Annotated in this window: 20 protein-coding genes; 7 read left to right on the top strand and 13 right to left on the bottom strand. The window is 74.5% G+C overall.

The genetic code is table 11. The annotated features are described in order from the left end of the window. The 5 genes from ACFPZN_RS02825 to ACFPZN_RS02845 all read right to left on the bottom strand — a co-directional run bounded on the left by ACFPZN_RS02825 (nucleotide 1) and on the right by ACFPZN_RS02845 (nucleotide 4,974). Nucleotides 1-756, bottom strand: a complete 756-nt coding sequence (locus tag ACFPZN_RS02825; RefSeq protein WP_378279805.1) for an SDR family NAD(P)-dependent oxidoreductase — start codon at nucleotides 754-756, stop codon at nucleotides 1-3. A gap of 14 nt (nucleotides 757-770) precedes the next feature. Further along, nucleotides 771-1,538, bottom strand: coding sequence for an SDR family NAD(P)-dependent oxidoreductase (locus tag ACFPZN_RS02830; RefSeq protein ID WP_378279807.1), 768 nt, complete (start codon nucleotides 1,536-1,538; stop codon nucleotides 771-773). After that, nucleotides 1,535-2,896 (bottom strand): MFS transporter, encoded by a 1,362-nt coding sequence (locus ACFPZN_RS02835; RefSeq protein ID WP_378279809.1) that lies wholly within the window; start codon nucleotides 2,894-2,896, stop codon nucleotides 1,535-1,537. Before ACFPZN_RS02835 ends, ACFPZN_RS02830 begins: the two co-directional genes overlap by 4 nt. A 112-nt stretch (nucleotides 2,897-3,008) precedes the next feature. Then, complete coding sequence (locus ACFPZN_RS02840; RefSeq protein ID WP_378279811.1) at nucleotides 3,009-3,884, bottom strand: polysaccharide deacetylase family protein; 876 nt, start codon at nucleotides 3,882-3,884, stop codon at nucleotides 3,009-3,011. Between the two features lie 10 nt (nucleotides 3,885-3,894). Beyond that, complete coding sequence (locus tag ACFPZN_RS02845; RefSeq protein WP_378279813.1) at nucleotides 3,895-4,974, bottom strand: asparaginase; 1,080 nt, start codon at nucleotides 4,972-4,974, stop codon at nucleotides 3,895-3,897. A 154-nt stretch (nucleotides 4,975-5,128) separates the two neighbouring features. Between ACFPZN_RS02845 and ACFPZN_RS02850 the strand changes: the two genes are divergently transcribed. Together ACFPZN_RS02850 and ACFPZN_RS02855 are read left to right on the top strand one after the other, a co-directional pair. Then, nucleotides 5,129-6,151, top strand: a complete 1,023-nt coding sequence (locus ACFPZN_RS02850; RefSeq protein ID WP_378279815.1) for a LacI family DNA-binding transcriptional regulator — start codon at nucleotides 5,129-5,131, stop codon at nucleotides 6,149-6,151. A gap of 34 nt (nucleotides 6,152-6,185) precedes the next feature. Beyond that, nucleotides 6,186-7,439, top strand: coding sequence for an amidohydrolase (locus tag ACFPZN_RS02855; protein ID WP_378279816.1), 1,254 nt, complete (start codon nucleotides 6,186-6,188; stop codon nucleotides 7,437-7,439). 33 nt (nucleotides 7,440-7,472) lie between these two features. Here the strand turns inward: ACFPZN_RS02855 and ACFPZN_RS02860 are convergent, their stop codons facing one another. Then, nucleotides 7,473-8,135 (bottom strand): response regulator, encoded by a 663-nt coding sequence (locus ACFPZN_RS02860; protein WP_378279818.1) that lies wholly within the window; start codon nucleotides 8,133-8,135, stop codon nucleotides 7,473-7,475. Beyond that, nucleotides 8,123-9,286 (bottom strand): sensor histidine kinase, encoded by a 1,164-nt coding sequence (locus ACFPZN_RS02865; RefSeq protein ID WP_378279820.1) that lies wholly within the window; start codon nucleotides 9,284-9,286, stop codon nucleotides 8,123-8,125. Before ACFPZN_RS02865 ends, ACFPZN_RS02860 begins: the two co-directional genes overlap by 13 nt. A gap of 227 nt (nucleotides 9,287-9,513) precedes the next feature. Between ACFPZN_RS02865 and ACFPZN_RS02870 the strand changes: the two genes are divergently transcribed. Together ACFPZN_RS02870 and ACFPZN_RS02875 are read left to right on the top strand one after the other, a co-directional pair. Beyond that, nucleotides 9,514-9,684, top strand: a complete 171-nt coding sequence (locus ACFPZN_RS02870; RefSeq protein ID WP_378279822.1) for a hypothetical protein — start codon at nucleotides 9,514-9,516, stop codon at nucleotides 9,682-9,684. 182 nt (nucleotides 9,685-9,866) lie between these two features. Further along, nucleotides 9,867-11,069, top strand: coding sequence for an alpha/beta hydrolase (locus ACFPZN_RS02875; RefSeq protein ID WP_378279823.1), 1,203 nt, complete (start codon nucleotides 9,867-9,869; stop codon nucleotides 11,067-11,069). Between the two features lie 20 nt (nucleotides 11,070-11,089). On the opposite strand, the gene ACFPZN_RS02880 is transcribed toward ACFPZN_RS02875, so the two are convergent. Next, the gene (locus ACFPZN_RS02880; RefSeq protein ID WP_378279825.1) at nucleotides 11,090-12,202 is read right to left on the bottom strand and encodes an alpha/beta hydrolase; all 1,113 of its coding nucleotides are present in this window, start codon (nucleotides 12,200-12,202) and stop codon (nucleotides 11,090-11,092) included. 128 nt (nucleotides 12,203-12,330) lie between these two features. Here ACFPZN_RS02880 and ACFPZN_RS02885 point away from each other — a divergent pair, with 128 nt between their 5' ends. Then, on the top strand, nucleotides 12,331-13,224 hold the full coding sequence (locus ACFPZN_RS02885) for a LysR family transcriptional regulator (protein WP_378279827.1): 894 nt from the start codon (nucleotides 12,331-12,333) through the stop codon (nucleotides 13,222-13,224). Nucleotides 13,225-13,238: 14 nt separating this feature from the next. Here ACFPZN_RS02885 and ACFPZN_RS02890 read toward each other — a convergent pair whose 3' ends face one another. The 5 genes from ACFPZN_RS02890 to ACFPZN_RS02910 all read right to left on the bottom strand — a co-directional run bounded on the left by ACFPZN_RS02890 (nucleotide 13,239) and on the right by ACFPZN_RS02910 (nucleotide 19,052). After that, a complete protein-coding gene (locus ACFPZN_RS02890; RefSeq protein WP_378279829.1) occupies nucleotides 13,239-14,180 on the bottom strand; it encodes an SDR family NAD(P)-dependent oxidoreductase in 942 nt (313 codons plus the stop codon). A 26-nt stretch (nucleotides 14,181-14,206) separates the two neighbouring features. Then, nucleotides 14,207-14,437: a hypothetical protein gene (locus tag ACFPZN_RS02895; RefSeq protein ID WP_378279831.1), complete on the bottom strand. Its 231-nt coding sequence runs from the start codon at nucleotides 14,435-14,437 to the stop codon at nucleotides 14,207-14,209. A gap of 142 nt (nucleotides 14,438-14,579) precedes the next feature. Next, nucleotides 14,580-15,392, bottom strand: coding sequence for an FHA domain-containing protein (locus tag ACFPZN_RS02900; protein WP_378279833.1), 813 nt, complete (start codon nucleotides 15,390-15,392; stop codon nucleotides 14,580-14,582). 86 nt (nucleotides 15,393-15,478) lie between these two features. Next, nucleotides 15,479-16,855 (bottom strand): serine/threonine-protein kinase, encoded by a 1,377-nt coding sequence (locus tag ACFPZN_RS02905; protein ID WP_378279835.1) that lies wholly within the window; start codon nucleotides 16,853-16,855, stop codon nucleotides 15,479-15,481. After that, nucleotides 16,842-19,052 (bottom strand): protein kinase domain-containing protein, encoded by a 2,211-nt coding sequence (locus ACFPZN_RS02910; protein ID WP_378279836.1) that lies wholly within the window; start codon nucleotides 19,050-19,052, stop codon nucleotides 16,842-16,844. The genes ACFPZN_RS02905 and ACFPZN_RS02910 overlap by 14 nt, the downstream gene beginning before the upstream one ends. Before the next feature lie 170 nt (nucleotides 19,053-19,222). On the opposite strand from ACFPZN_RS02910, the gene ACFPZN_RS02915 reads away from it, so the two are divergent. Further along, nucleotides 19,223-19,612 (top strand): hypothetical protein, encoded by a 390-nt coding sequence (locus ACFPZN_RS02915; protein ID WP_378279838.1) that lies wholly within the window; start codon nucleotides 19,223-19,225, stop codon nucleotides 19,610-19,612. Nucleotides 19,613-19,896: 284 nt separating this feature from the next. Then, the gene (locus tag ACFPZN_RS02920; protein WP_378279840.1) at nucleotides 19,897-20,766 is read left to right on the top strand and encodes a HalD/BesD family halogenase; all 870 of its coding nucleotides are present in this window, start codon (nucleotides 19,897-19,899) and stop codon (nucleotides 20,764-20,766) included. Nucleotides 20,767-20,791 lie beyond the last annotated feature (25 nt).

Below are 20,791 nucleotides of genomic sequence, written 5' to 3' on the forward strand. Positions count from 1 at the left end.
CTACAGCATCACGTCGCCGCTGTTGGGCCCGAGCGTCTGCCCCGTGTAGAGGTTGCCGCCGGGGTCGGAGGCCAGCAGGACGGCGGTGGGCGCGACCTCCTCGGGCCGCCCGAACCGTCCCAGCGGCAGCTCCGCGCCCTTGGCGGCCTTCCACTCGGCGCTGAGGCCGCCGATCAGCGGCGTCTCGATGGGGCCGGGCGCGATCGCGTTGACGAGCACGCCGTGCCGCGACACCTCCAGCGCGAGCGCCTTGGTGAAGCCGATCACGCCGGCCTTGGCCGCCGAGTAGTGGGTGAGCCCCTCGCCGCCCTTCTGGCCCAGCTGGGAGGCGATGTTGACGACGCGGCCCCCGCCCGCCTCGATCATGTGCGGGACGGTGTGCCGGCAGCAGAGGAACACGCTGCGCAGGTCGACCTCCAGCATCCGGTCCCAGGTGGCGGTGTCCATCTCCACCAGCGGCACCTCGCTGAGGATCCCGGCGCCGTTGACCAGGACGTCGAGGCCGCCGTGCGCGGAGATCGCCGCCGCGACCGTCTCCCGGACGGCGCCGTCGTCGGTGACGTCCAGGGCGTGCCGGGTGACGGCGGTGCCGCCGGGCAGACCGTCGGCGACCGCCTCCAGCCCGGCCGCGTCCAGGTCGGCGAGGGCGAGCGCGGCGCCCGCCTCGGCGTAGGCCCGCGCGATCGCGGCGCCGATCCCGCTGGCCGCGCCGGTGATCAGGGCGCGCCGTCCGGCGAGGACGGGAGTGGCTGTCATGTCGCTCTCCTCGGTCAGTCGGGGAACCGGACGGTGAGGCCGCCGTCCACCAGGAGCTGCTGGCCGGTGACGTAGCCCGCCTCGTCGGAGGTCAGGAACCTGATCACGTCGGCGACCTCCTCGGGGCTCCCGACCCGCCCGGCGGGGATGACCCGGGCGGCGGCGCGCAGCCCCTCCGGCCCGAGCGAGTTCTCCGCGTCCAGCGACTGCGGCGTCTCGATCAGGCCGGGGATGACGGCGTTCACGCGGATGCCGCGCGGCGCCAGCTCCACGCCCAGGGAACGGACGAGTCCGAGCACGCCCGCCTTGGCCGCCGCGTAGTGCGCGTGGTCGTCCCAGCCGTACACGCCGCCCGCGATGGACGACACCGCGACCATGGCGCCGCCCTCGCCCATGACCGCCGCGGCGGAGCGGAAGACGCGCAGCACGCCGGTGAGGTCGACGCCGAGCATCTCGTCCCAGCGGTCGTCGGTGAGCTCGGCGAGCGGGGCGCGGCGCAGCACGCCCGCCGCCGCCACGGCCATGTCGAGGCGGCCGAAGGTGTCGACGGCGGTCCGGACGAGGCCGTCCACGGCGGCGGAGTCGCGCACGTCGGCCGGGACGGCGACGGCCCGTCCCCCGGCGGCGGTCACCTCGTCCACCGCGGCCCGCGGGTCGTGCGGGTCGCCGGGGTGGTAGCCGATGACGCTGGCCACGCCCGCCCTCGCGTAGGCGACCGCGAGCGCGCGGCCGATCCCGCTGGCGCCGCCGCTGATGACGGCCGCCTTGGCCGGTTCGCTCACAGGGTGCTCCTCAGGTCGTGCGGGTTCTGGGACGGGACGGGCCCGCCGGACGCGGCGCCGGAGCCGTCCTGGTCGACGCGGCGGGTGCCGAGCATGGCCAGGCCGGACCCGAGGATGCCGACGGCGCCGGCGAAGAAGGCGGCCACCGACATCGGCAGGACGGCGCTCAGCAGCACCGACAGCACGGCCGATCCGGCGATCGCCCCGATGGGGCCCATGATGTGCGCGGTGTTGGGGCCGATGCCGCGGACCTTCGCGGGGTAGGACTCGCCCATGTAGAACAGCAGCGCGGCGTACGGGCCGAGCAGGAAGAACAGGCCGAGCGCGTACGCGGGGATCACGAACGCCGCCGACGACGGGCCGATCAGCATCACCGTCATCACCACGCCGCCGATCAGCCAGCCGATGGTGATCGTCAGGCGGCGGCCGATGCGGTCGCCGACGTAACCGTGCGCGATGTACCCGGCGAAGCCCGCCGCGTTGCCGAGGATCAGCACCAGCAGCGCGCTGTCGAACGAGACGCCCTTGGAGTCGGTGAGCACGGTCGTCCCGAGCACGGAGAAGACCTGGATGCCCATCCAGTTCAGCAGCCAGGCCGCCGACAGGCAGATCGTGTGGCGCCGCAGCTCGGGGGTGAAGATGTCGCGCAGCCGCCCGGTCTCGCCGGTCTCGACGCCGGCGTGCCGGGCCAGTTCGGCCGCCTCGCCGGCGCGCCCCTCGGCGCGCAGCTCGCGGATCCGGGTCAGGTTGACGAAGGTCGGCGACTCGGGGAGCTTGCGCACCAGCAGCACGATCACCACGGCGGGGAACGTGGCGAACAGGAACACCCCGTGCCAGCCGATGGTGTCCAGCAGCAGCGCCGAGACCAGCGCGGCCAGCAGCGCGCCGACCGGCCAGCCGCTCTGGACGAAGCTGTACATGAACCCGCGCCGCCGGTTGTTCCCGTAGACCTCGTTCAGGTAGACGCTGTTGACGACCTCCTCGGAGTAGCCGAGGCCGGACAGCGCCCGGATGAGGACCATGGAGACCTTGCCGCCGGCCAGCGCGGTGAGGCCGGAGGCGACCGCGGCGCCGGCGGTGGTGACGGCCAGGGCGCGGCGGCGTCCCCAGCGGTCGAGCATGGGGCCGACGCACAGCGAGACCACGAACGTGCCGATGGTGATCCAGGTGGTCACGGCGGTGGCGGTGCCGGAGTCCCAGCCGTAGTCGTCGGAGATGGCGGGCAGCAGGGTGCCGAAGAGGGTGTAGTCGAACACGCTGAACACCCAGGCGAGGAAGCAGACGATCGAGACGCGGCGGACGGCCGCCGGGGCGAGCGGTGCGCCGCCAGGGGGGAAGGGCGCGGAGTTTCCAGACATGGTCAGCCTTCAGGGGTGAAAGAAGGAAAGGGACTGCGGGGGGGAGGCTGGGGCCGTCGTGATCAGGTACGGCGGGTGCGGTGCGGGCGCGGGGCGCCCGCACCGGTGGCGGTCAGCGCGGGTTGCGCCGGGCGAAGTCGTCGGCGATCTCGTCGAAGCCGACCCAGCGGACGGCGTCGTGCCGGTTGATGTGCTCGATGATCCGCTCGTGCATGAGCAGGGTCTGCGGACGTCCCGAGACGTCCGGGTGGATCGTCATGGTGAACACCGCGTACTCGGACTCGCGGTGGATCCAGTCGAACTGGTCGATCCACATCTGCTCGAGGTCGCGCGGGTTGACGAACCCGTGGCTGTTCGGGCTGGCCTTGATGAACATCATCGGCGGCAGGTCGTCGAGGTACCAGGAGGCGGGGATCTCGATCAGCGCGGTCTCCTCGCCGCGCTCCAGCGGCTTCATCCACGCGCCGGCCGGACGGTCGTAGTCGATCTTCGTCCAGGAGTCGCCGACCCGGATGTAGTACGGCTCGAAGTCGCGGTGCATGAGCGAGTGGTCGTACTTGACGCCGCGCTCCAGCAGCAGCTCGTTGGTGACCGGGGAGAACTCCCACCAGGGCGCGACGTAGCCGGTGGGGCGGCGGCCCGCGCGGTCCTCGATCAGCTCGATGGAACGATCCAGGACGGCGGCCTCCTGCTCCCGGCTCATCGCGATCGGGTTCTCGTGGCTGTAGCCGTGCGCGCCGATCTCGTGCCCGGCGGCGACGCAGGCGTCGAACTGCTCGGGGAAGGTCTCGATCGAGTGGCCCGGCCAGAACCAGGTGGTGGGCAGCTCGTGGCGGCGGAACAGCTCCAGCAGGCGCGGCACGCCGACCTCGCCGGCGAACAGCCCGCGGGAGATGTCGCAGGGGGAGTCCTCCCCGCCGTACGAGCCGAGCCAGCCGCCGACCGCGTCGACGTCCACTCCGTACGCGACCAGGATTTCCTTTGCCATTGTCTCCCTCTCAGACTTCTCGGACGGGGCCGGGCACCCCGGCGGTGCCGGTGCCGGTGCCGGTGTAGGTGTAGGTGCTGGTGCCGGACGGGCTGAGCGCCCCGGCCTCGGCGAGCCAGGCGCGGCAGCGGCGGGCCGCCTCCGCCGGGCCCGCGCCGGGCTCGGCGGCGAGGGCGGCGGCGAGCAGCAGCCGGGCCTGCCAGGGCGACAGGTCGCCCGCGAACAGGGCCCCGGCCGCCGACAGCTCGGCGCTCGCCCCCGCGTAGAGGCCGAGCACGGGGCCCTCCCCGACCCGGCTGGCGACCGCCACCGGGACGCCCTCGCGGAGCAGGTCGAGGCAGGCGCGGACGACCTCGGGGGTGGCGTTCCCGACGCCGAACCCGGCGACGACCAGGCCGCGCGCGCCCGCCCGCCGGGCGGCGTGCACGGCGGTGGCGTCGGCGCCGAGGTACTGGGGGACGACGTCCACGCGGGGCAGGTCGTCGTGGCGGCCGGTGAGCAGCGGCGCGGGGCGGGGCGGGACGGCGTGCGGCCGGACGCCCGCCTCGTCCACGTGCGCGACCGGGCCGCGCCCGGGGGCGGCGAAGGCGGCGAGCGCGAGGCTGCTGACCTTGCGCACCCCGGCGGCGGGCCACACCCGGTCGTCGAAGGCCACGGTGACGCCGGTGCCGCGGGCGGCGGGCGAGGCGGCCCAGCGGAGCGCGGCGGCGAGGTTGCGGGGCCCGTCGGCGCCGGGGTGGCCGTAGGGCCGCTGCGCGCCGGTGAGCACGACGGGGACGTCCGAGCCGTGCGCCAGGCCCAGCAGGAAGGCCACTTCCTCCATGGTGTCGGTGCCGTGCGTGATGACGACGCCGTCGGCGGCGGCGCCCAGCTCGCGCACGGTGGCGGCCAGGGCCAGCGCGTCGGCGACGGTGGCGGCGAAGCTGACGGTGCGGCGCACCTCGCGCACCTCGACCCGCACGGCCGGATCCGCCCAGACGGCGGTGGACGCCGCGAGCAGCTCGGCCGTGGGGACGCCGACCCGGCGGCCGCCGGGCCCGTCCGTGGTGGCGATGGTGCCCCCGGTGCCCAGCAGGATCAGATGACGCACGCAACCTCCGCTAACGTTTGCGCTAACGATTGCGTACATAGTGGGGTCCGCATCGGCGCACGTCAAGCCCCGGTTCCCGAGAATGCGGCGGTTTAACACCGGCGACCCGCCCGTCCGCCACAATGTGGAGGGACCCGACCCGGAGGAGATCCACTTGGCCGACCGACCGCGCCTGTCCGACGTGGCGCGCGCCGCCGGCGTGCACACCACGACCGTCTCGCGCGCCCTGCGGGGCAGCGAGGGAGTGGGCGAGGAGACCGCCGAGCGGATCAGGCGGGTGGCCGCCGACCTCGGCTACCTCCCCCACCCGGCGGCCACCAGCCTGCGCACCGGCCGGTCCCGCATGATCGGCGTGGTGGTGCCGCGGCTCACCGACCTGGTGCTGGCCACGATCTACGAGGGCATCGAGGAGGGCGCCGCCGCGGCCGGATACCAGGCCGTGGTCGCCAACAGCGGCGACGACATCGAGACCCAGCGGCTGCGCACCGAGACGCTGCTGGGCATGCGGGTGGACGGCCTCATCCTGGGCGACGCCCGGACCGACTCCGGCCTGGTGCACGGGCTGGTCGACAGCGGCGCCAAGGTGGTCCTCACGTCCCGGCGGCTCCCCGGCGTCACCTCCGTCACCTGCGACGACCTCGACGGCGGCCGGCTGGCCGGGCGGCACCTGCTGGAGCTGGGGCACCGCCGGGTCGGCGTCATCGCCGGGCGGCCGTACGCCTCCACCGGCATCGAGCGCACCCGGGGGTTCCGCGAGGTGTACGCGGCCGCGGGCGTGCCCGTCCCCGACGACCACGTGCTGCACTCGCCGTTCGACGCCGAGGGCGGACGGCGCATGGCCGAGGCGCTGCTCGCCCTCGACCCGCGGCCGACCGCCATCTACGCGGTGAACGACTTCGCCGCCATCGGCGCGATGGGCGCGATCCGCGAGGCCGGCCTGCGGGTCGGCGAGGACGTCTCGGTGGTCGGGTACAACGACGTGTCCATCGCCGCCGACCTCCCGGTGTCGCTCACCACCGTCCGGTCGCCGATGCGGGAGATGGGACGCGGCGCCGCGGCCGCCATCGTCAAGCTGATCGAGGGCAGGCCCGCCCGGTCCCGCCGGCTGGCCCCCGAACTGGTGCGGCGGGCGTCCAGCGTCCCCCTCTCCGACCAGGGAGAACGCGCCGAGTCATAGGATGGGCACGGACGGCTACGGAAGGCGGTCGGGCATGGCAGGGCGCGACGGAACCGATCTCGCCGGGCTGGCCGGCCTCTACGAGGACCTGCACGCCCATCCCGAGCTCGCCTTCCAGGAGACCCGCACGGCCGGGATCGTCGCCGCCCGCCTGCGCGAGCTCGGCTACGACACCACCGCCGGGGTCGGCGGAACCGGCGTCGTCGGCGTCCTGCGCAACGGGCCCGGCCCGGCGGCGCTGCTCCGCGCCGACATGGACGCCCTCCCCGTCCAGGAGCGGACCGGGCTCCCCTACGCCAGCGCCGCCCGCACCATCGACGCCGACGGCCGCGAGGTGCCGGTCATGCACGCCTGCGGCCACGACGTGCACGTGACCTGCCTGCTGGGCGCGGCGGCGGTCCTGGCCGGCGACCGCTCCGGCTGGCAGGGCACGCTGCTGCTGGTGTTCCAGCCCGCCGAGGAGGCCGGACGCGGCGCCCGCGCCATGATCGACGACGGGCTGTTCGAGCGGTTCGACCGCCCGGCGGTGGTGCTGGGCCAGCATGTGGCGCCGCTGCCCGCCGGGGTGCTGGCGCTGCGGCCCGGCCCGGCGTTCGCCGCGTCCGACGCGCTGCGGGTCGTGCTGCACGGGCGCGGCGGGCACGGGTCGCGGCCGGAGACCGCGGTCGACCCGGTGGTGATGGCCGCGGCGACGGTGATGCGGCTGCAGGGCATCGCGGCGCGCGAGGTGGCCGCGTCCGAGACCGCCGTGGTCACGGTCGGGTCGCTGCGCGCCGGGGCCCGGGAGAACGTCATCCCCGACGACGCCGAGATGCTGCTGAGCGTGCGGACCTTCGACACCGCGGTGCGCGAGCGGGTCCTGGCCGCGATCGAGCGGATCGTGCGGGCCGAGGCCGCCGCCTCCGGCGCCCCGCAGGCCCCCGAGGTCACGGTGATCGAGTCCTTCCCCGCGGTGGTGAACGACCCCGAGGCGTGCGCGTTCACCAGGCGCGGCTTCGACACCGACCTCGGCCCCGGGCTGGTGCACGACCCCGGCCCGGTCACCGGCAGCGAGGACGTGGGCCATCTCGCCACCGCCGCCGGGGCGCCGTGCGTCTACTGGCTGCTGGGCGGCGCCGACCCCGCGGCGTTCGCGATGGCCGCCTCGATCGCCGACATCGAGCGGATCGTGCGGGGGCTGCCGTCCAACCACTCCCCGCTGTTCGCCCCGGTGGTCGAGCCGACGCTGGAGACCGGGGTCGCCGCGCTGGTGTCGGCGGCGCGCACCTGGCTGCCCTCCACCGCGTAGCCCTTCCGGGAGCGCTCCGGGGGTCAGCTCCCATCAGGCCATGCCGGCGTCGTGGGCGAGCAGGGCGATCTGGGTGCGGTTGTCGAGGTGGAGCTTGTCGAGCACGTTGGACACGTGGGCCTTGACCGTGGCCACGCTCATGTGGAGCTCGGCGGCGATGTCGGCGTTGGACCGCCCCTGCGCCACGGCCACCACCACGTCGTTCTCGCGCGGGCTCAGCGCGGCCAGGGCGTCCCGGGCCCGCTCGTAGGCGCCCGCCCGGGTGAGCGCGCGGTCCATCAGCCGGCGGGTGATCCCGGGCGACAGGATCGGCTCGCCGGCCGCGACGGAGTGCACCGCCTGCACGATCCGGGCCGGCGGGGTGTCCTTGAGCAGGTACCCGCTCGCCCCGGCGCGCAGCGCCCGCAGGATGTCCTCGTCGGCGTCGAACGTGGTCAGCACGATCACCTCGGGCGGGTCGCGCCGGAGCCGCAGCCTGCGGGTGGCGGTGATGCCGTCCACCCGCGGCATCCGCAGGTCCATGAGGACCACGTCGGGGGCGTGCGCGTCGGCGGCGGCGGGCACCTCGTCGCCGTCGGCGGCCTCGCCCACCACCGCGATGCCGTGGACGCCGTCCAGCATCATGGTCAGCCCGCCCCGGACCAGGTCCTCGTCGTCCACGATGAGCACGCGCAGGGGAGGGTTCACGCCGGCCATGGTAGCCACGCCTCCAGGCGGAACTCGCCGCCCGCGGTCCCGTGGTCGAGCCGTCCTCCGGCCAGCCGCACCCGCTCGGTCAGCCCGACCAGGCCGGTGCCGCTGCCGGGCGCGAGCGGCGCGCCGGCCTTGCCGTCCGGGCCGTCCGGGCCGTCGCCGTCCGGCGGCGGGAGCGGGTTGCGGACGTCGATGATCAGGCCGTCGCCGGGCCGCCCGTCCAGCCGGACCGCCACCGGGCGGCCCGCGGCGTGCTTGCGGGCGTTGGTCAGCGCCTCCTGGACGACCCGGTAGGCGGTGCGGCCGACGGCGGCGGGCGGCTCGCCGGAGCCGTCCACCCCGTTCCGCAGCCGGATCTCGCCGCCGGCCTCGCGGGCCTCGCCGACCAGCCGCGGGACGTCGGCCAGCAGGGGCTGCGGCCGCTCGCCCGCGCCGCCGGAGTCCTCCTCGCGCAGCACGATGATCACGTCGCGGAGCTCGTCGAGGGCCTGGTGCACCCCGGCGCGGATCACCCCGGCGGCGTGCGCCAGCTTCTCGGGCGGGGCGTCGGGGCGGTACTCCAGGGCGCCGGCGTAGGTGGCCAGCAGCGACAGCCGGTGCGCCAGGACGTCGTGCATCTCGCGGGCGATCATGGTGCGTTCCAGCATCCGCGCCTCGGCGACCCGGCGGCCCTGCTCGGCCTCGGCGCGGCGGGCCCGCTCGCGCAGCGACTCCAGCAGCGCCCGGCGGGCCCGGGTCCGGGCGCCCCAGGCGATCAGCGCGCCGTAGGCGAGGGTGACCAGGAGCAGCCACCAGCCGAAGGAGATCCCGCCGTTGGGCCGCCAGAGGCCCTGGACGGCGTGCGCCGCGATCCCGGCGGCGGCCACGGCGATCGCGATCCGCCCGTCGCGCCGCTGGGCGACCTGCAGCGCCCCGAACGTGGCCGGCGGGGTGGCGGCCGGGGAGAGCACCGCCAGGACGGTGAGCCCGAGGGTTCCGGTCACGGGGCGCCAGAGCGCGATCGGAGCGGCCAGCCAGCCCGCGATCCCGGCGACGAGGTCCAGCACGATCAGGTCGCCGGCCTGGTGGCGCGCCAGGAGCGTGAGCCCGACGAGGGTTCCCATGACGCCGAGGAGGAAGATGACCTCGGCTCTTCTGCCCGAACACCGTTTCACCGGCCACACGCTAGCCAGGGCCGGCCCGGCCCCGGCACCCACCAAAGTCGGTATCCGCGCCGGGCGCCGGGGCCGCCGGGGGCGGGCGTGGACGGCGCTTTGGCGGGACGTTGACCGGATTGCGGCCTGGGCAAAGAGGTGTTTACGGAAACAGGGAAAACCTTCTGGCAAGGTTCGCGGGCCTGTCGCGTTACAACTGAGTGGAATCACCGTGCAACGCACTGAACATGACCAAGACGGAGGAAGTAGACAGAATGCGCACCTCGCTGGCCAACCCCCGCCGTACCCGGATCGACGCCTGGCCCCGGCCGCGCACCGCGACCGACGACGCCCCGCACACCGACCGGTCCGCCGACCACGGTGCCCACGTCCCAGAAGCCCGCCGCGCGGAGGGATGAGCCGAGGGATGAGCGCAGGGTGATCGCGGGGATGACCGCGAACCCGCAGGCGAGTGCCCCGAAAGAACTCCGATAAACCCCTTATCCAGCTTCGAGTGGTACAAGCTCGACATTCCTGAGCAAAGTGCTCGCCAATGGGACCAGTGCGCAAGTAAAGTTTCCCCACTGAAAGGTGGGGTTCCGTGCGCGAGCAGCTGGATCGCTGGATCGGGGTCGGGAGCATCGTCGCCGTGGCGGTGGTGCCCACGGTCCTGGTGCTGATGCCCTTGACGAAGGACGAACCGGCCGGCACCACGGGACAGCCCGGAGCGTCCCCCGCCGCGGGAGGCGTGGAGGGGCCCGCGAGCCCCACGCCCACCGACGGCCCGGTCCCGCCCGTCCCGGCGGGACGCAACTCCGGGACGCTCCCCGACATCGACACTCCCAGGACCGGGCAGGGAGGCGGCGGTAGATCATCGAGCCCCGCCAAGCCGTCCGGCTACAACGTCCCGGCCGACAACGGCGCCCGCATCACCGCCGTGAAGTGGAGCGGCAAGACCCGGGCGGACGTCTCGATCTCCTCCCCCGCGCTCGGCTCCACCCAGAAGGTCAGGGTGCTGGTCCCCCGGACCTGGAGCACCTCGTCCACCCGCACCTGGCCGACCGTCTACGCCTTCCACGGCGGCAACGACACCTACATCTCCTGGACCCGCAGCACCGACATCGCCAAGGTCGCCGCCGCCTACGACGTGCTCGTGGCCATGCCCGAGGGCCTCAACGGCTCGTACGCCGACTGGCACAACGGCGGCCGGGGCGGAACCCCCAAGTGGGAGACCTTCCACACCCAGGAAGTGCGCCAGCTCCTCGAACGCAACTTCCGCGCCGGCGCGGCCCGCGCGGCCATGGGGATCTCCTCCGGGGCGCAGGGCGCGATGACCTACGCGGCGCGCCACCCGGGCATGTACAAGTACGCCGCCGCCTACAGCGGGGTCCTGTCGATGCTCTCGCCCGGCATCCCGGCCCTGCTGCTGTTCATCAACACGCGGGCCGGGCAGAACGCCAACGACATCTGGGGCGACCCGGTGCGCGACCGCGCCAACTGGGCGGCGCACGACCCCGCCACCCTCGCGGGGAACCTGCGCGGCACAGGCGTGTACGTGTCCTCGGGCAACGGCTCGGCGGGCCCCCTCGACAAGGGCGGCCACGCCCCCTGGGACATCCGCTACCTGAGCGAGTCCCAGGTCGAGCGCACCAATCGGGACTTCGTCGCGCGGGCCAGGGCCGCCGGCGTCCCGGTCACCTCCGACTTCTACGGCCGCGGCTCGCACACCTGGGGCTACTGGAAGCGGGAGATGCACGAGAACTGGCCCACGATCATGCGGGCCATCGGCGCCCGCAAGCTCTGACGCCCCCGCCCTCCTCGTGATCAGCGCCTGAGCCAGGCCAGCACCTCCTCCAGGAACTGGCCGCGGCCCTTGTCCACGCGGTCCAGATGGGCGTAGTGGGTGGCACCGGCCAGTTCCACGGTCCGCACCCTCGCCGCGTTCACCAGGTCGGCGCGCAGCGTCGGCACGTCCTCGGCACGGCTCCAGAAGTCGAACTCGCTGCGCAGCACCAGCGTCCTCGCCCTGATTCCGCGGGCGTTCCAGAGTTTGCGGCCGGTGGCCAGGTAGAAGCTGTCGGAGAGGGCGCCCGTGGGAGCGCGGAAGCTCGGCGGCTCGCGGTCCCCGGACGTCGGGTCGCTCGCCAGGGCCTCCCGCACGTAGGACTCGACGACCTCCGGATCGCGCCACCGGCTCTTGTCGTCCACCGGAATGCTGTTGTCCCAGCTCGGCAGCAGCGACGCCCCCGTGCTGAACCGGTACGCGCCGAAGAGGGCGGCGTTGAACTCTCCGGGCCGCTCGGGGTCCTCGTAGTCGGTCCCGCGGCCCAGCGTGGGATGGCCGTCGACCTCCCCGTACAGGCTGTTGTAGATCACGAGGTGGCCGACCGCCGCCGGGTGCCGCGCGGCGTACCAGCCGAGCCAGTGCCCGCCGGTCGCCCAGCCGACCAGCGAGACCCGGCGCCCGCTGCGGTGCCGCACCTGGTCCACGACCGCGGCGATGTCGCGGACGACCTCCGTCCCCACGGCCAGCGGCGGATTCTCCCGGGCTGGACGGTCCATCGCGGGCGGGCGCGTGGAGTCCCCGTAGCCGCGGGCGTCCATGATGTGGACCCGGTGCCCGGCCGCGGCCAGGTCGTGCGCCAGCGACCCGCCGTCCACGGGCAGGTCGAAGCTGGCGGCGCCGGGGACCCGCGCGCCGTGCAGCAGGACGACCTGCGGCAGGTCGCGGTCGAAGGCCCGGGTGTGCCAGACCTCCCGGACGGCGACGCGGACGCCGCGGTCGCTCGGCGCCTGCCACCGGCTCCGGCGCACACCGCCGCCCGAGCGGGCTTCGGCGCGGGCCGCCGGTGCGGCCAGGCCGGAAAGGAGCGGGAGGGCGCCCAGTGCGGCCCCGAAGCGGGCCACCTGGCGGCGGGTGGGCGGTACGTCAGCCATCTCTCGGCCCCGTTCGTCGTCGGCGGATCTCCTCGCAGCCTGCCGAACGGCCCACCCGACGATCCAATCGAATAGATGGATCGATGCTCGACGATACTGATCTCATATCGCCGGAAGGGAGCCCGCCCGTGGAACTGCGGCACCTGCGCTGCGCCGTGGCGGTGGCCGACGCGCTGCACTTCGGCCGCGCCGCCCGGTCCCTGAACATGGCCCAGCCCCCGCTGAGCCAGCAGATCAAGGCCCTCGAAGAAGAGCTGGGGGTGCGGCTGTTCCACCGCAGCTCCCGCCGCGTCACCCTCACACCCGCCGGGGAGGCGTTCGTCGCCGAGGCGCGCGGGGTGCTGGCCGCCGCCGACCGCGCCCGCCTGTCGGCCCAGGCCGCCGGACGCGGCGACACCGGCCACCTGGTGATCGGCCTGGTCGGGTCGGCCGCGTTCGCCGCGCTCCCCCGGCTGGTGCGGGCGTTCCGCGGCCGCCATCCCGGCGTGGACCTCACGCTGCGCGAGATGACGACCGCCGAGCAGGCCGCCCGGCTCCTCAGCGGCGAGCTGGACGCCGGGCTGCTGCGCCCGCCGCTGGCCGGGGAGGCCGCCCGCGACCTGCAGCTCCTCGCCCTCGGCACGGAACCGCTGGTCGCCGCCCTGCCCGCGGGCCACGCCCTGGCCGGCCGCCGCCGCGTCGCGATCTCCGAGCTGGCGGCCGAGTCGTTCGTGCTGTTCCCCCGTCCCGCCGGGCCCGGCCTGCACGACCAGATCACCGCGCTGTGCAGGCGCGCCGGCTTCGTCCCCGCCCTGGGCCAGGAGGCCGTCCAGATGCAGACGATCGTGGGCATGGTCGCGGCCGGGCTGGGCGTCTCCCTGGTGCCCGACTCGGTCGCCAGGCTGCGTCGCGAGGACGTGGCGTTCGTCCCGGTCACCCCGCGCACGGTCACCTCCGCACTCTCCCTCGCCTGGCACCCGGCCGCGCCCTCCCCCGCACTGACCAATCTCCTGGCCACCGCCCGCGCGCTCGTCCCGGCCTGAGCCGCCCCGCGCGATCAGCCGGTGAGGTAGCCGCCGGAGGCGTCGATGTCGGTGCCCAGGACGGCGGTGGCGTCGTCCGAGGCGAGGAACATCACCACGCGGGCCATCTCCTGCGGCTGGACGATCCTCCTGATCGGGTAGTCCTGGGCGATCTGCTCGTAGGTCATGCCGAACGCCTCGGCGGCGCGGCGCAGCATCGGGGTGTCGACCGCGCCGGGCGCCAGGGCGTTGACGCGGATGTTGCGGGCGGCGTACTCCAGCGCCGCGACCTTGGTGAGCGAGGCCACGCCGTGCTTGCTGGCGTTGTACGGGGCGATCGTCGCGAAGCCCACCTCGGCCGAGATGGACGCGGTGTTGATGATGACACCCCGCTCGCGGCGCAGCATGTGCGGGATCTCGTACTTCATCGACAGGAACGTCCCGGCGGTGTTGGTGCGCCAGACCTGCTCGAAGTCGCCCAGCGTCTGCTCGTGCAGGGGCGCCGAGCGGGGGCTCTCGATCCCGGCGTTGTTGAAGGCGATGTCGATGCGGCCGTGCCGGCGGACGCACGCCTCGACCAGGGCGCGCACGTCGGACTCGCGGGTGACGTCGGCCCGCACGTACAGGGCGTCGCCGCCGAAACCGCGGATCTCGCGCTCGTGGCGGCGGCCGAGTTCGGCGCGGCGGCCGCAGAACACGACCCGGGCGCCCTCCCGCGCTATCTCGTACGCGGTGGCCTGGCCGATGCCGGAGGTGGCGCCGGTGATCAGGACTACCTTTCCGGCGAAGCGGCCATCGGGGTTCGCGCGGCCGGTGGCCGGGGCGGGCGGGTTCTGGGTGTTGGCGGCGGCGGTCCGGGCGGTCAGCGGCACGGCGGCCAGCCCGGCGGCGCCGATCGCCCCGGCGGCCAGCAGGCTCCGCCGCGACCTGGACGACTCCTGCCCGGACGACGCGGGCTCGGCGGTGTGCTCGTTCACGGCGTTTCCTCCTTCGGCGGGGGCGATCACCGGCGGGCCGGCCGGTCGATGGTCGTCCATTCGATGCCGGAGGCGGAGAAACGGTCGCGCAGGGCGTCGAGGTCGCCCGCCGCATAGGCGGTGTGATATCCGCGGATCAGCCGTACGTGCGGGTGTTCGCGACGGCCGGGAGCGGCAGTGGCCGGGCCCAGCGCGGCGGTACCCAGGGTCGACGCGCCTGCCGCACGCGGCAGGGCCGCACGGGAAATGTCGAGCACAATTCCTCCAGAAAGAAGGTGGATGTGCCCCGAACATTGCCGCACGCTCTCGGACGGCGTCCAAGACATACCGCTATAACCGTTGGTTATGAGGTCGCGGACGTGCTCTTTTCGGTGCGTTTTATGGAGCGGCTGATTTACTTCACGATTCGCTCGTGCGCGGGGCGCCGTCGAGGAGGGCGAGGTCGGACTGGGCGATGGTGGCCGTGACCAGGAGCTCGGTGATGAGGTTGTGGTTGAGGGTGTTGCCGAGCGGCGGCGGGACCTCCTCCTCGACCAGGCCGTACACCTTGGGGCTGAGGCGCTTGCGCACGTCGGTGACGATGTGCGCGGCGCGCTTGCTCGTCCACCGCCCCCCGGGCTGGAGGCGGCTCAACTCGTCGGCGACCTGGGCCCAGGTGAGCGGCTGCGGGTGCGGTTCCTGCCGCAGGTAGCGCTGGCTCAGGCACACCAGCACCAGATGCTCGGCGTCGCTGAGCTCCCACTGGTCGGCGTCGCAGGTGTCGGCCTCGTGCCGTTCGGCCCGGTTCCGCGTCGCCGCCTTCGTGGCGATCCGCACCTCCAGGAGGTGCTCCTGCCGGGGGGCGACGATGAACAGCGGCGTGTACGCGACGGGCAGTTCGGCGCGGTGCCCGCCCAGGACGAGCCGGGAGCCGGGGAAGCGGATCGCCAGCCTGCCGGTGTTGTGCAGGATCCAGCGGGAGCCCTCGGCGGTGATGTAGCCGTGCCGCCTGCTGACGTGCGGGTCGTTGCCGCCGACGCAGACGTGGACGTCGGGCTCGCAGCGTCCGAACAGCAGGTCGAAGCGCGCGCCCGGCGCGACGCTCATGCCGCCGTTCAGCCCCATGACGAACAGCGTCCCCGGCTGGGCCGGGGGGAGCCCATGGGCCAGGCTGCCGGCCTCTTTCGGCAGGATGTCGACCTTGTTCGACCGCTTGGGCATCGCCAGGACCATGGCTCACCTCTCCTTGTGCACACCCGGGGGGCCGTGCCCCCGCTCCACGCTACCCACCGGGCCCGGGAGGGGTCCCGGAACGTTTCTCATCCGGTGCCGTCGTAGTCTCCGCGGCCCGACTGCCCCGCCGCCGCGGCCACGCCGCTGGAGGTCTCGAACCCGTTGACGAGCACGCGCCACCTGACCTCTCCGGGCGGGAACCGGTACTGGAGCCGCCACTTGCTGCGCTGCGGCAGCGGCGGGACCTGCACGACCTGCCGCCAGGGCAGCTTCACCTTCCTCAGTGTGGTCGCCCGGCCGTTCACGGTGTAGGTCACGGAGGTGAGCCTGACGTCGCCGGTGATGTAGAACTCCAGCGTGCGGGGGCTCGGCTGCGTCTGCCGCACGACCGGTGACGCCGTCGGCGTGACGGTGCCGGACGCGGCGGGCCGCGCGCCGTCCCCCGGCCAGGCCACGATCACGCCGCCCGCGACCAGGGCCAGCGCGACGGCGCCGACGGCCGGCAGCCTGCGCCCGCGCCGCCACGCCGCGCCGGTCGCGGGCTGAGCACCGGCGGTGGGCGGGCCGCCGGGCGGGTTCTCCGCCTCGCCCGCGCGCCTGCCGATCTCGGCCGCCACCCGGGGCGGCAGCCAGGACGCGTCACCGGGCGGCGGCGCCGACAGCCGTTCGGCGAGTTCCTCCGCGCTGGGACGGCGCCCGGGGTCGCGGGCCAGGCAGGACGCGGCCAGTTCCCGCAGCCCCGCGTCGGCGATGCCGTCCAGCCGCGGCTCCTCCGACTCGATGCGGCGCATCACGGCGTGCCAGGGCCCGTCGCCGAACGGCTCCTCGCCCGTGCACGCGAACGCCAGCGTCGCCCCGAACGAGAAGACGTCCCCGGCCGGGCCCACCTCCGCGCCCGCCACCTGCTCGGGCGACATGAAACCGGGCGAACCGGCCCGGGCCCCCGGCCGGGTGACCGTGGCGGCGTCCACCGCGCGGGCGATCCCGAAGTCGATCACGCGCGGGCCGTCGGCGGTGAGCAGCACGTTGGCGGGCTTCAGATCGCGGTGGACGATCCCGGCCCGGTGGATCGCCGCCAGCGCCTCGGCGATCCCGGCTGCCAGCGGCCACACCGCCGCGGGCGGCAGCGGGCCGCCGTCCCGGACCGCCTCGCCCAGCGGGACCGCGGGCAGGAACTCGGTCACCAGCCAGGGGACGTCCGCGTCCGGGTCGGCGTCGATCAGCGGCGCGGTGAACCCGCCGCCGACCGCCCGCGCCGCGGCGGCCTCGCGCCGGAACCGGTCGCGGAACTCGGGGTCCCCGGCCAGCTCGGGGTGCACCAGCTTGACCGCGACGGCGCGGCCCCCGGCCGAGCGGCCGAAGTAGACCGTGCCCATGCCGCCGGAGCCGATCCGGGCCAGGACGCGGTAGCGCCGCTCCGCCGTCCCGATGGAACGCGGGTCGTCTGGTTCAAGGGGCCGCACGGGCGCCTCCGTTGGTCGTGGTGCCGCCGGGCGGGGCGACGGCGTGGACGTGGCCGTCCCGGGTGGCGACGAACGCCAGCCCGCCGATGCCCACCGGCCCGGACCTGAGCGTCATGTCCGCGGCGTAGGTCCACCGGACGCGGCCGGTCGCCGGGTCGAGCGCGTACACGTTCCGGTCGGTGCAGCCGACGTGGAGGGTGCCGCCGGACAGGCCGAGCGCGTTGCCCCGCCCGTAGTCGCCGCCCTCGCCCCGGCCGAGGCGGCGCGACCAGACGACCTCGCCGGTGGCGGTCCGGAGCGCCAGGACCGTCCCGCCGCCCGCGTCGGTGTAGACCATCCCGCCGCCGGACTGGAGCCGGAAGCCGTACCCCGCGCCCGGCCTGCGCCAGGCGACCCGGCCGTCGGCGGCGCGCAGGGCGTGCAGGGTGGCGTGCTTGTCGGCGACGAGGAACAGCCCGTCGGCGTGGTGCGGGTAGCGGCCCGTGTCGATCGCGCGGGTCCATGCGGTACGGCCGTCGCGGGCGTCGAGCCCGACGACCTTGGTGTCGACGGCGACGACGATGCCGTCGCCCGCGGCGATGCCCTCCTCGGCGCCGGCGCGGGCCGTCCACCGCACCCGGCCGTCGCGGGCGCCGAGCGCGCGGACCCGCTTGTCGTCGCCGTGCCCGAAACAGGCCACCGGCCCGGTGAGCGCGGGCCCGGGGGTCGGCATGGTCCCGAACGGCAGGTCGTGTTTCCAGAGGATCCTGCCGGAGGCCGCCCGTACGGCGGTGAGGTCCCAGGTGTCCGGGTCGACGAGGTAGGCGACGTCCCCCACGGCCTCGGACAGCCCGAGCGCACCGCGTTTCCACACGACGCGCCCGGTGCGGGGGTCGAGGGCCTGCACGCGCTCCTCGTCGCCCTTCGCCAGGACCAGCCCTCCGGCGCTCATCAGGTTCGGGTAGTAGTCGCTCACCTTCACCTTCCAGCGCTGGACGGCGCGCGGCGGCGGCCCTTCCGGCGAGGACGACGGCGACGCGCCGCTCCCGGCCGCCCGCGCCGGACCGTCGTCCCGGCTGCGGCTCCAGAGCACCGCTCCGAGCCCGCCCGCGGCCAGAGCACCCGCCCCGGCGATGAGCCCGCGACGGCTCATCGCCCTCGCCGGTGAGCCTGGTACGTCCGCGGGATCCGCGGTCGCCGCATCGGCGCTGGGCGGCTCGGCGGCCCCTCCGATGCCGTCGGGCGGCTCCGCCGTCACCGCGAAGGCGCCGGGTCGCTCTGCCGCCTGGACGGACGCGGCGTTGGTGGCGGGCGGGACCGGGGTGGCGTCGAGGCGGCGGGACTCGTTGGTGCGGCGGTCGATCTCCTCGGCGAGCGGGGCGGGCAGCCACCTCGTCCCCTGCAGCGGCGGCCCGCCCTCGTTGCCGAGCCGTTCCAGGAGGGCGGCTGCGGTCGGGCGCCTTCCGGGGTCCTGGTGGAGGCAGTCGGTGACCAGTGCGCGCAGCCACGGGTCGGTGAGGCCGTCCAGGTCGGCCTGGCCGGTCTTGATGCGGTACTGGCGGGAGCGCGCGGAGCCGCTGCCGAACGGCTCGGTCCCGGACGCCGCGTACGCCAGGACCGCGCCCAGAATGAAGACGTCGCCGGCCGGTCCGACCTCTTCGCCGGACACCTGCTCGGGCGACATGAATCCGGGGGTGCCGATGGGCGTCCCGGCCCGGGTGACGGCGGTGCCGTCCTCCGGCCGCGCGATCCCGAAGTCGATGACCCGGGGCCCTCCGGCGGTCAGGATCACGTTCGCCGGCTTCAGGTCGCGGTGGACGACGCCCGCGCCGTGGACGGCCGCGAGCGCCTCGGCGAGCCCGCCCGCCAGCGCGCGCACCGAGTCCGCGGGCATCGGGCCGTGGGAGCCGACGGCGTCCCGCAGCGTGAGGCCCGGCAGGTACGCGGTGACCAGCCACGGGTCGTGCGCGTCGGGGTCGGCGTCCAGCACCGGCGCGGTGAACGTCCCGGTCACCCTGCGGGCGGCGCCGATCTCGCGCCGGAACCGGGCGCGGTAGTCGGGGTCGCCGGTGAAGCGGCTGCGGATGACCTTGACGGCGACCAGCCGGCCGCCGCGCGACCGGCCCAGGTAGACGACGCCCATGCCGCCGGCGCCCAGGCGCGCGAGCAGCCGGTGGGAGCCGATCCGTTCGGGATCGCCCGGCTGGAGCGGGTCCACCGCCTCCTCCCCACCCGGTGAAGCACACCGTTCACGTTGCGTGGTCCCCGGCAGGAGACTAGAAGGTGCGGACGGGCGCGGGGTAGTGCTTTGGGTGGGTCTGTCGGTGCCGCTTGCCAGAATCGACCATGGTCTCCCGATGCTGTGACAGCCCGTCCCTCACACCGCTGATGAACCTGTCCGAGCGCGGGGTCCCGCACGGCGGCCCGGGGCACAGCATCGGCCACGACTACACGCGGGTGAGCCGCTGCGGCGCCTGCGCCGGGGGCGTGGTCGTCCACCACTCGCACGACTGCTGGGATCCGGCCGACCACCCGTCCTGGGACATGTACTGGTGGTGGCGCATCGACCCCGCCGACATGGGTGCGATGCTGGAGGCGGCGGCCTCCTGCCCGGCGCCGCTCGACTCGTCCTGCGCGTGCCGCGTCCACGAGGGGCTCGGGGGTTCCCACGTGCCGCCGCGCCAGGCGCGGTCGACGGAGACGCCGTACGAGAAGGCGCCCGTCCCGCGGGCGGCGGTGCGCGTGGAGGACGGCACGCCCCGCTGGACCGAGGGGTGAGCCCGGGGGTGATATGGACCACATCCCCTCCGGGCGGGGCCCGGACTGGCCGTGTGCGGAGGCGTCCGTACGCACAGGTCACCCCGCCCGGCCCGCCTTCCGGTGACAATCCCGCACGGAAAATTCGGCCATTATTTCCGGCATTGATTGTGCTAAAACCCGTCTGGGGTTCCCGTCCGGTTGCGGGCGGGATCTCCTGACGCAGGCAGCGTCGCCTGTTCGCGATCGAGGGTCTTGACGGCGGGCGGCTCCTGTTCGGGCGCCCGCGGGTGGAGAGGATCGTCATGGGCACGCCCGAGGCTCGGGACGTCGAACAGGTGATCAACACCGCGCGCTATCCGCTGTCCGACCCGGGAAGCGCAGGATGGCGGGCCGTGGTGGCCCGCACCCGCCGCGAACTGCGGGAATCGGGCTGCAGCGTGCTACCCGATTTCGTGCCTCCCGCATCGCGCGGGGCGCTGCGGGAGGAATGCGCGGCCATCGCGCCGCGGGCGCATTTCGAGGTCGAGACCGTCAACGCCTACAACATCGCCGTGGACGCGCCGCTGCCCGCCGGCCATCCCGGACGTATTTCGTTCGCGCGCGGCAACGCCTTCGTCGCGCGCGACCTCATCCCCGCCGGGCACATCGTCCAGCGCATCTATTCCAGCCGGCCGTTCCAGCGTTTCGTCGCCGACTGCTTCGGATTGGAGCGCGTGCACGAGCTCGCCGACCCGCTCTCAGGGCTGTGTCTGAACGTCGTCGATCCGGGTATGGAACATCCGTGGCATTTCGACACCAATGAGTTCACCGTGAGCATGCTCACCCAGCGGGCCGAGGACGGCGGCACCTTCGAATACTGCCCGAACATCCGTACGGCCGAGGCGGAGAATTTCGAAGACGTGCGCGCCGTCCTGGACGGCGGGGGCGGCCGGCTGGTCCGGCGGCTCGACCTCCGTCCCGGCGACCTCCAGCTCTTCAAGGGCCGCTACTCGCTGCACCGGGTCAGCCCGGTCCGGGGCGCGACACCGCGCCACACGGCGATCTTCGCCTACAGCGAGCGGCCCGGCGTCATCGGCAGCGTGGCGCGGACGAAGCAGCTCTTCGGCCGCGTGCTGCCCGAGCATCTGGCCGCCGAGAGCCGTGCCGTACGGGTCGACGCCCTCCTCGACTAGCCCAGCAACGCCCGAGCTGCTCCCC

The sequence above is a fragment of the Actinomadura rugatobispora genome, from assembly GCF_042656285.1.
Taxonomy (GTDB): Bacteria; Actinomycetota; Actinomycetes; order Streptosporangiales; family Streptosporangiaceae; genus Spirillospora; species Spirillospora rugatobispora.

Excerpts from the sequence above, each read along its gene's own strand:
- ACFPZN_RS02825 (WP_378279805.1), bottom strand. The coding sequence starts at position 756 with ATGACAGCCACTCCCGTCCTCGCCGGACGGCGCGCCCTGATCACCGGC.
- ACFPZN_RS02835 (WP_378279809.1), bottom strand. The coding sequence starts at position 2,896 with ATGTCTGGAAACTCCGCGCCCTTCCCCCCTGGCGGCGCACCGCTCGCC.
- ACFPZN_RS02840 (WP_378279811.1), bottom strand. The coding sequence starts at position 3,884 with ATGGCAAAGGAAATCCTGGTCGCGTACGGAGTGGACGTCGACGCGGTC.
- ACFPZN_RS02855 (WP_378279816.1), top strand. The coding sequence starts at position 6,186 with ATGGCAGGGCGCGACGGAACCGATCTCGCCGGGCTGGCCGGCCTCTAC.
- ACFPZN_RS02860 (WP_378279818.1), bottom strand. The coding sequence starts at position 8,135 with ATGGCCGGCGTGAACCCTCCCCTGCGCGTGCTCATCGTGGACGACGAG.
- ACFPZN_RS02870 (WP_378279822.1), top strand. The coding sequence starts at position 9,514 with ATGACCAAGACGGAGGAAGTAGACAGAATGCGCACCTCGCTGGCCAAC.
- ACFPZN_RS02880 (WP_378279825.1), bottom strand. The coding sequence starts at position 12,202 with ATGGCTGACGTACCGCCCACCCGCCGCCAGGTGGCCCGCTTCGGGGCC.
- ACFPZN_RS02900 (WP_378279833.1), bottom strand. The coding sequence starts at position 15,392 with ATGGTCCTGGCGATGCCCAAGCGGTCGAACAAGGTCGACATCCTGCCG.
- ACFPZN_RS02915 (WP_378279838.1), top strand. The coding sequence starts at position 19,223 with ATGAACCTGTCCGAGCGCGGGGTCCCGCACGGCGGCCCGGGGCACAGC.
- ACFPZN_RS02920 (WP_378279840.1), top strand. The coding sequence starts at position 19,897 with ATGGGCACGCCCGAGGCTCGGGACGTCGAACAGGTGATCAACACCGCG.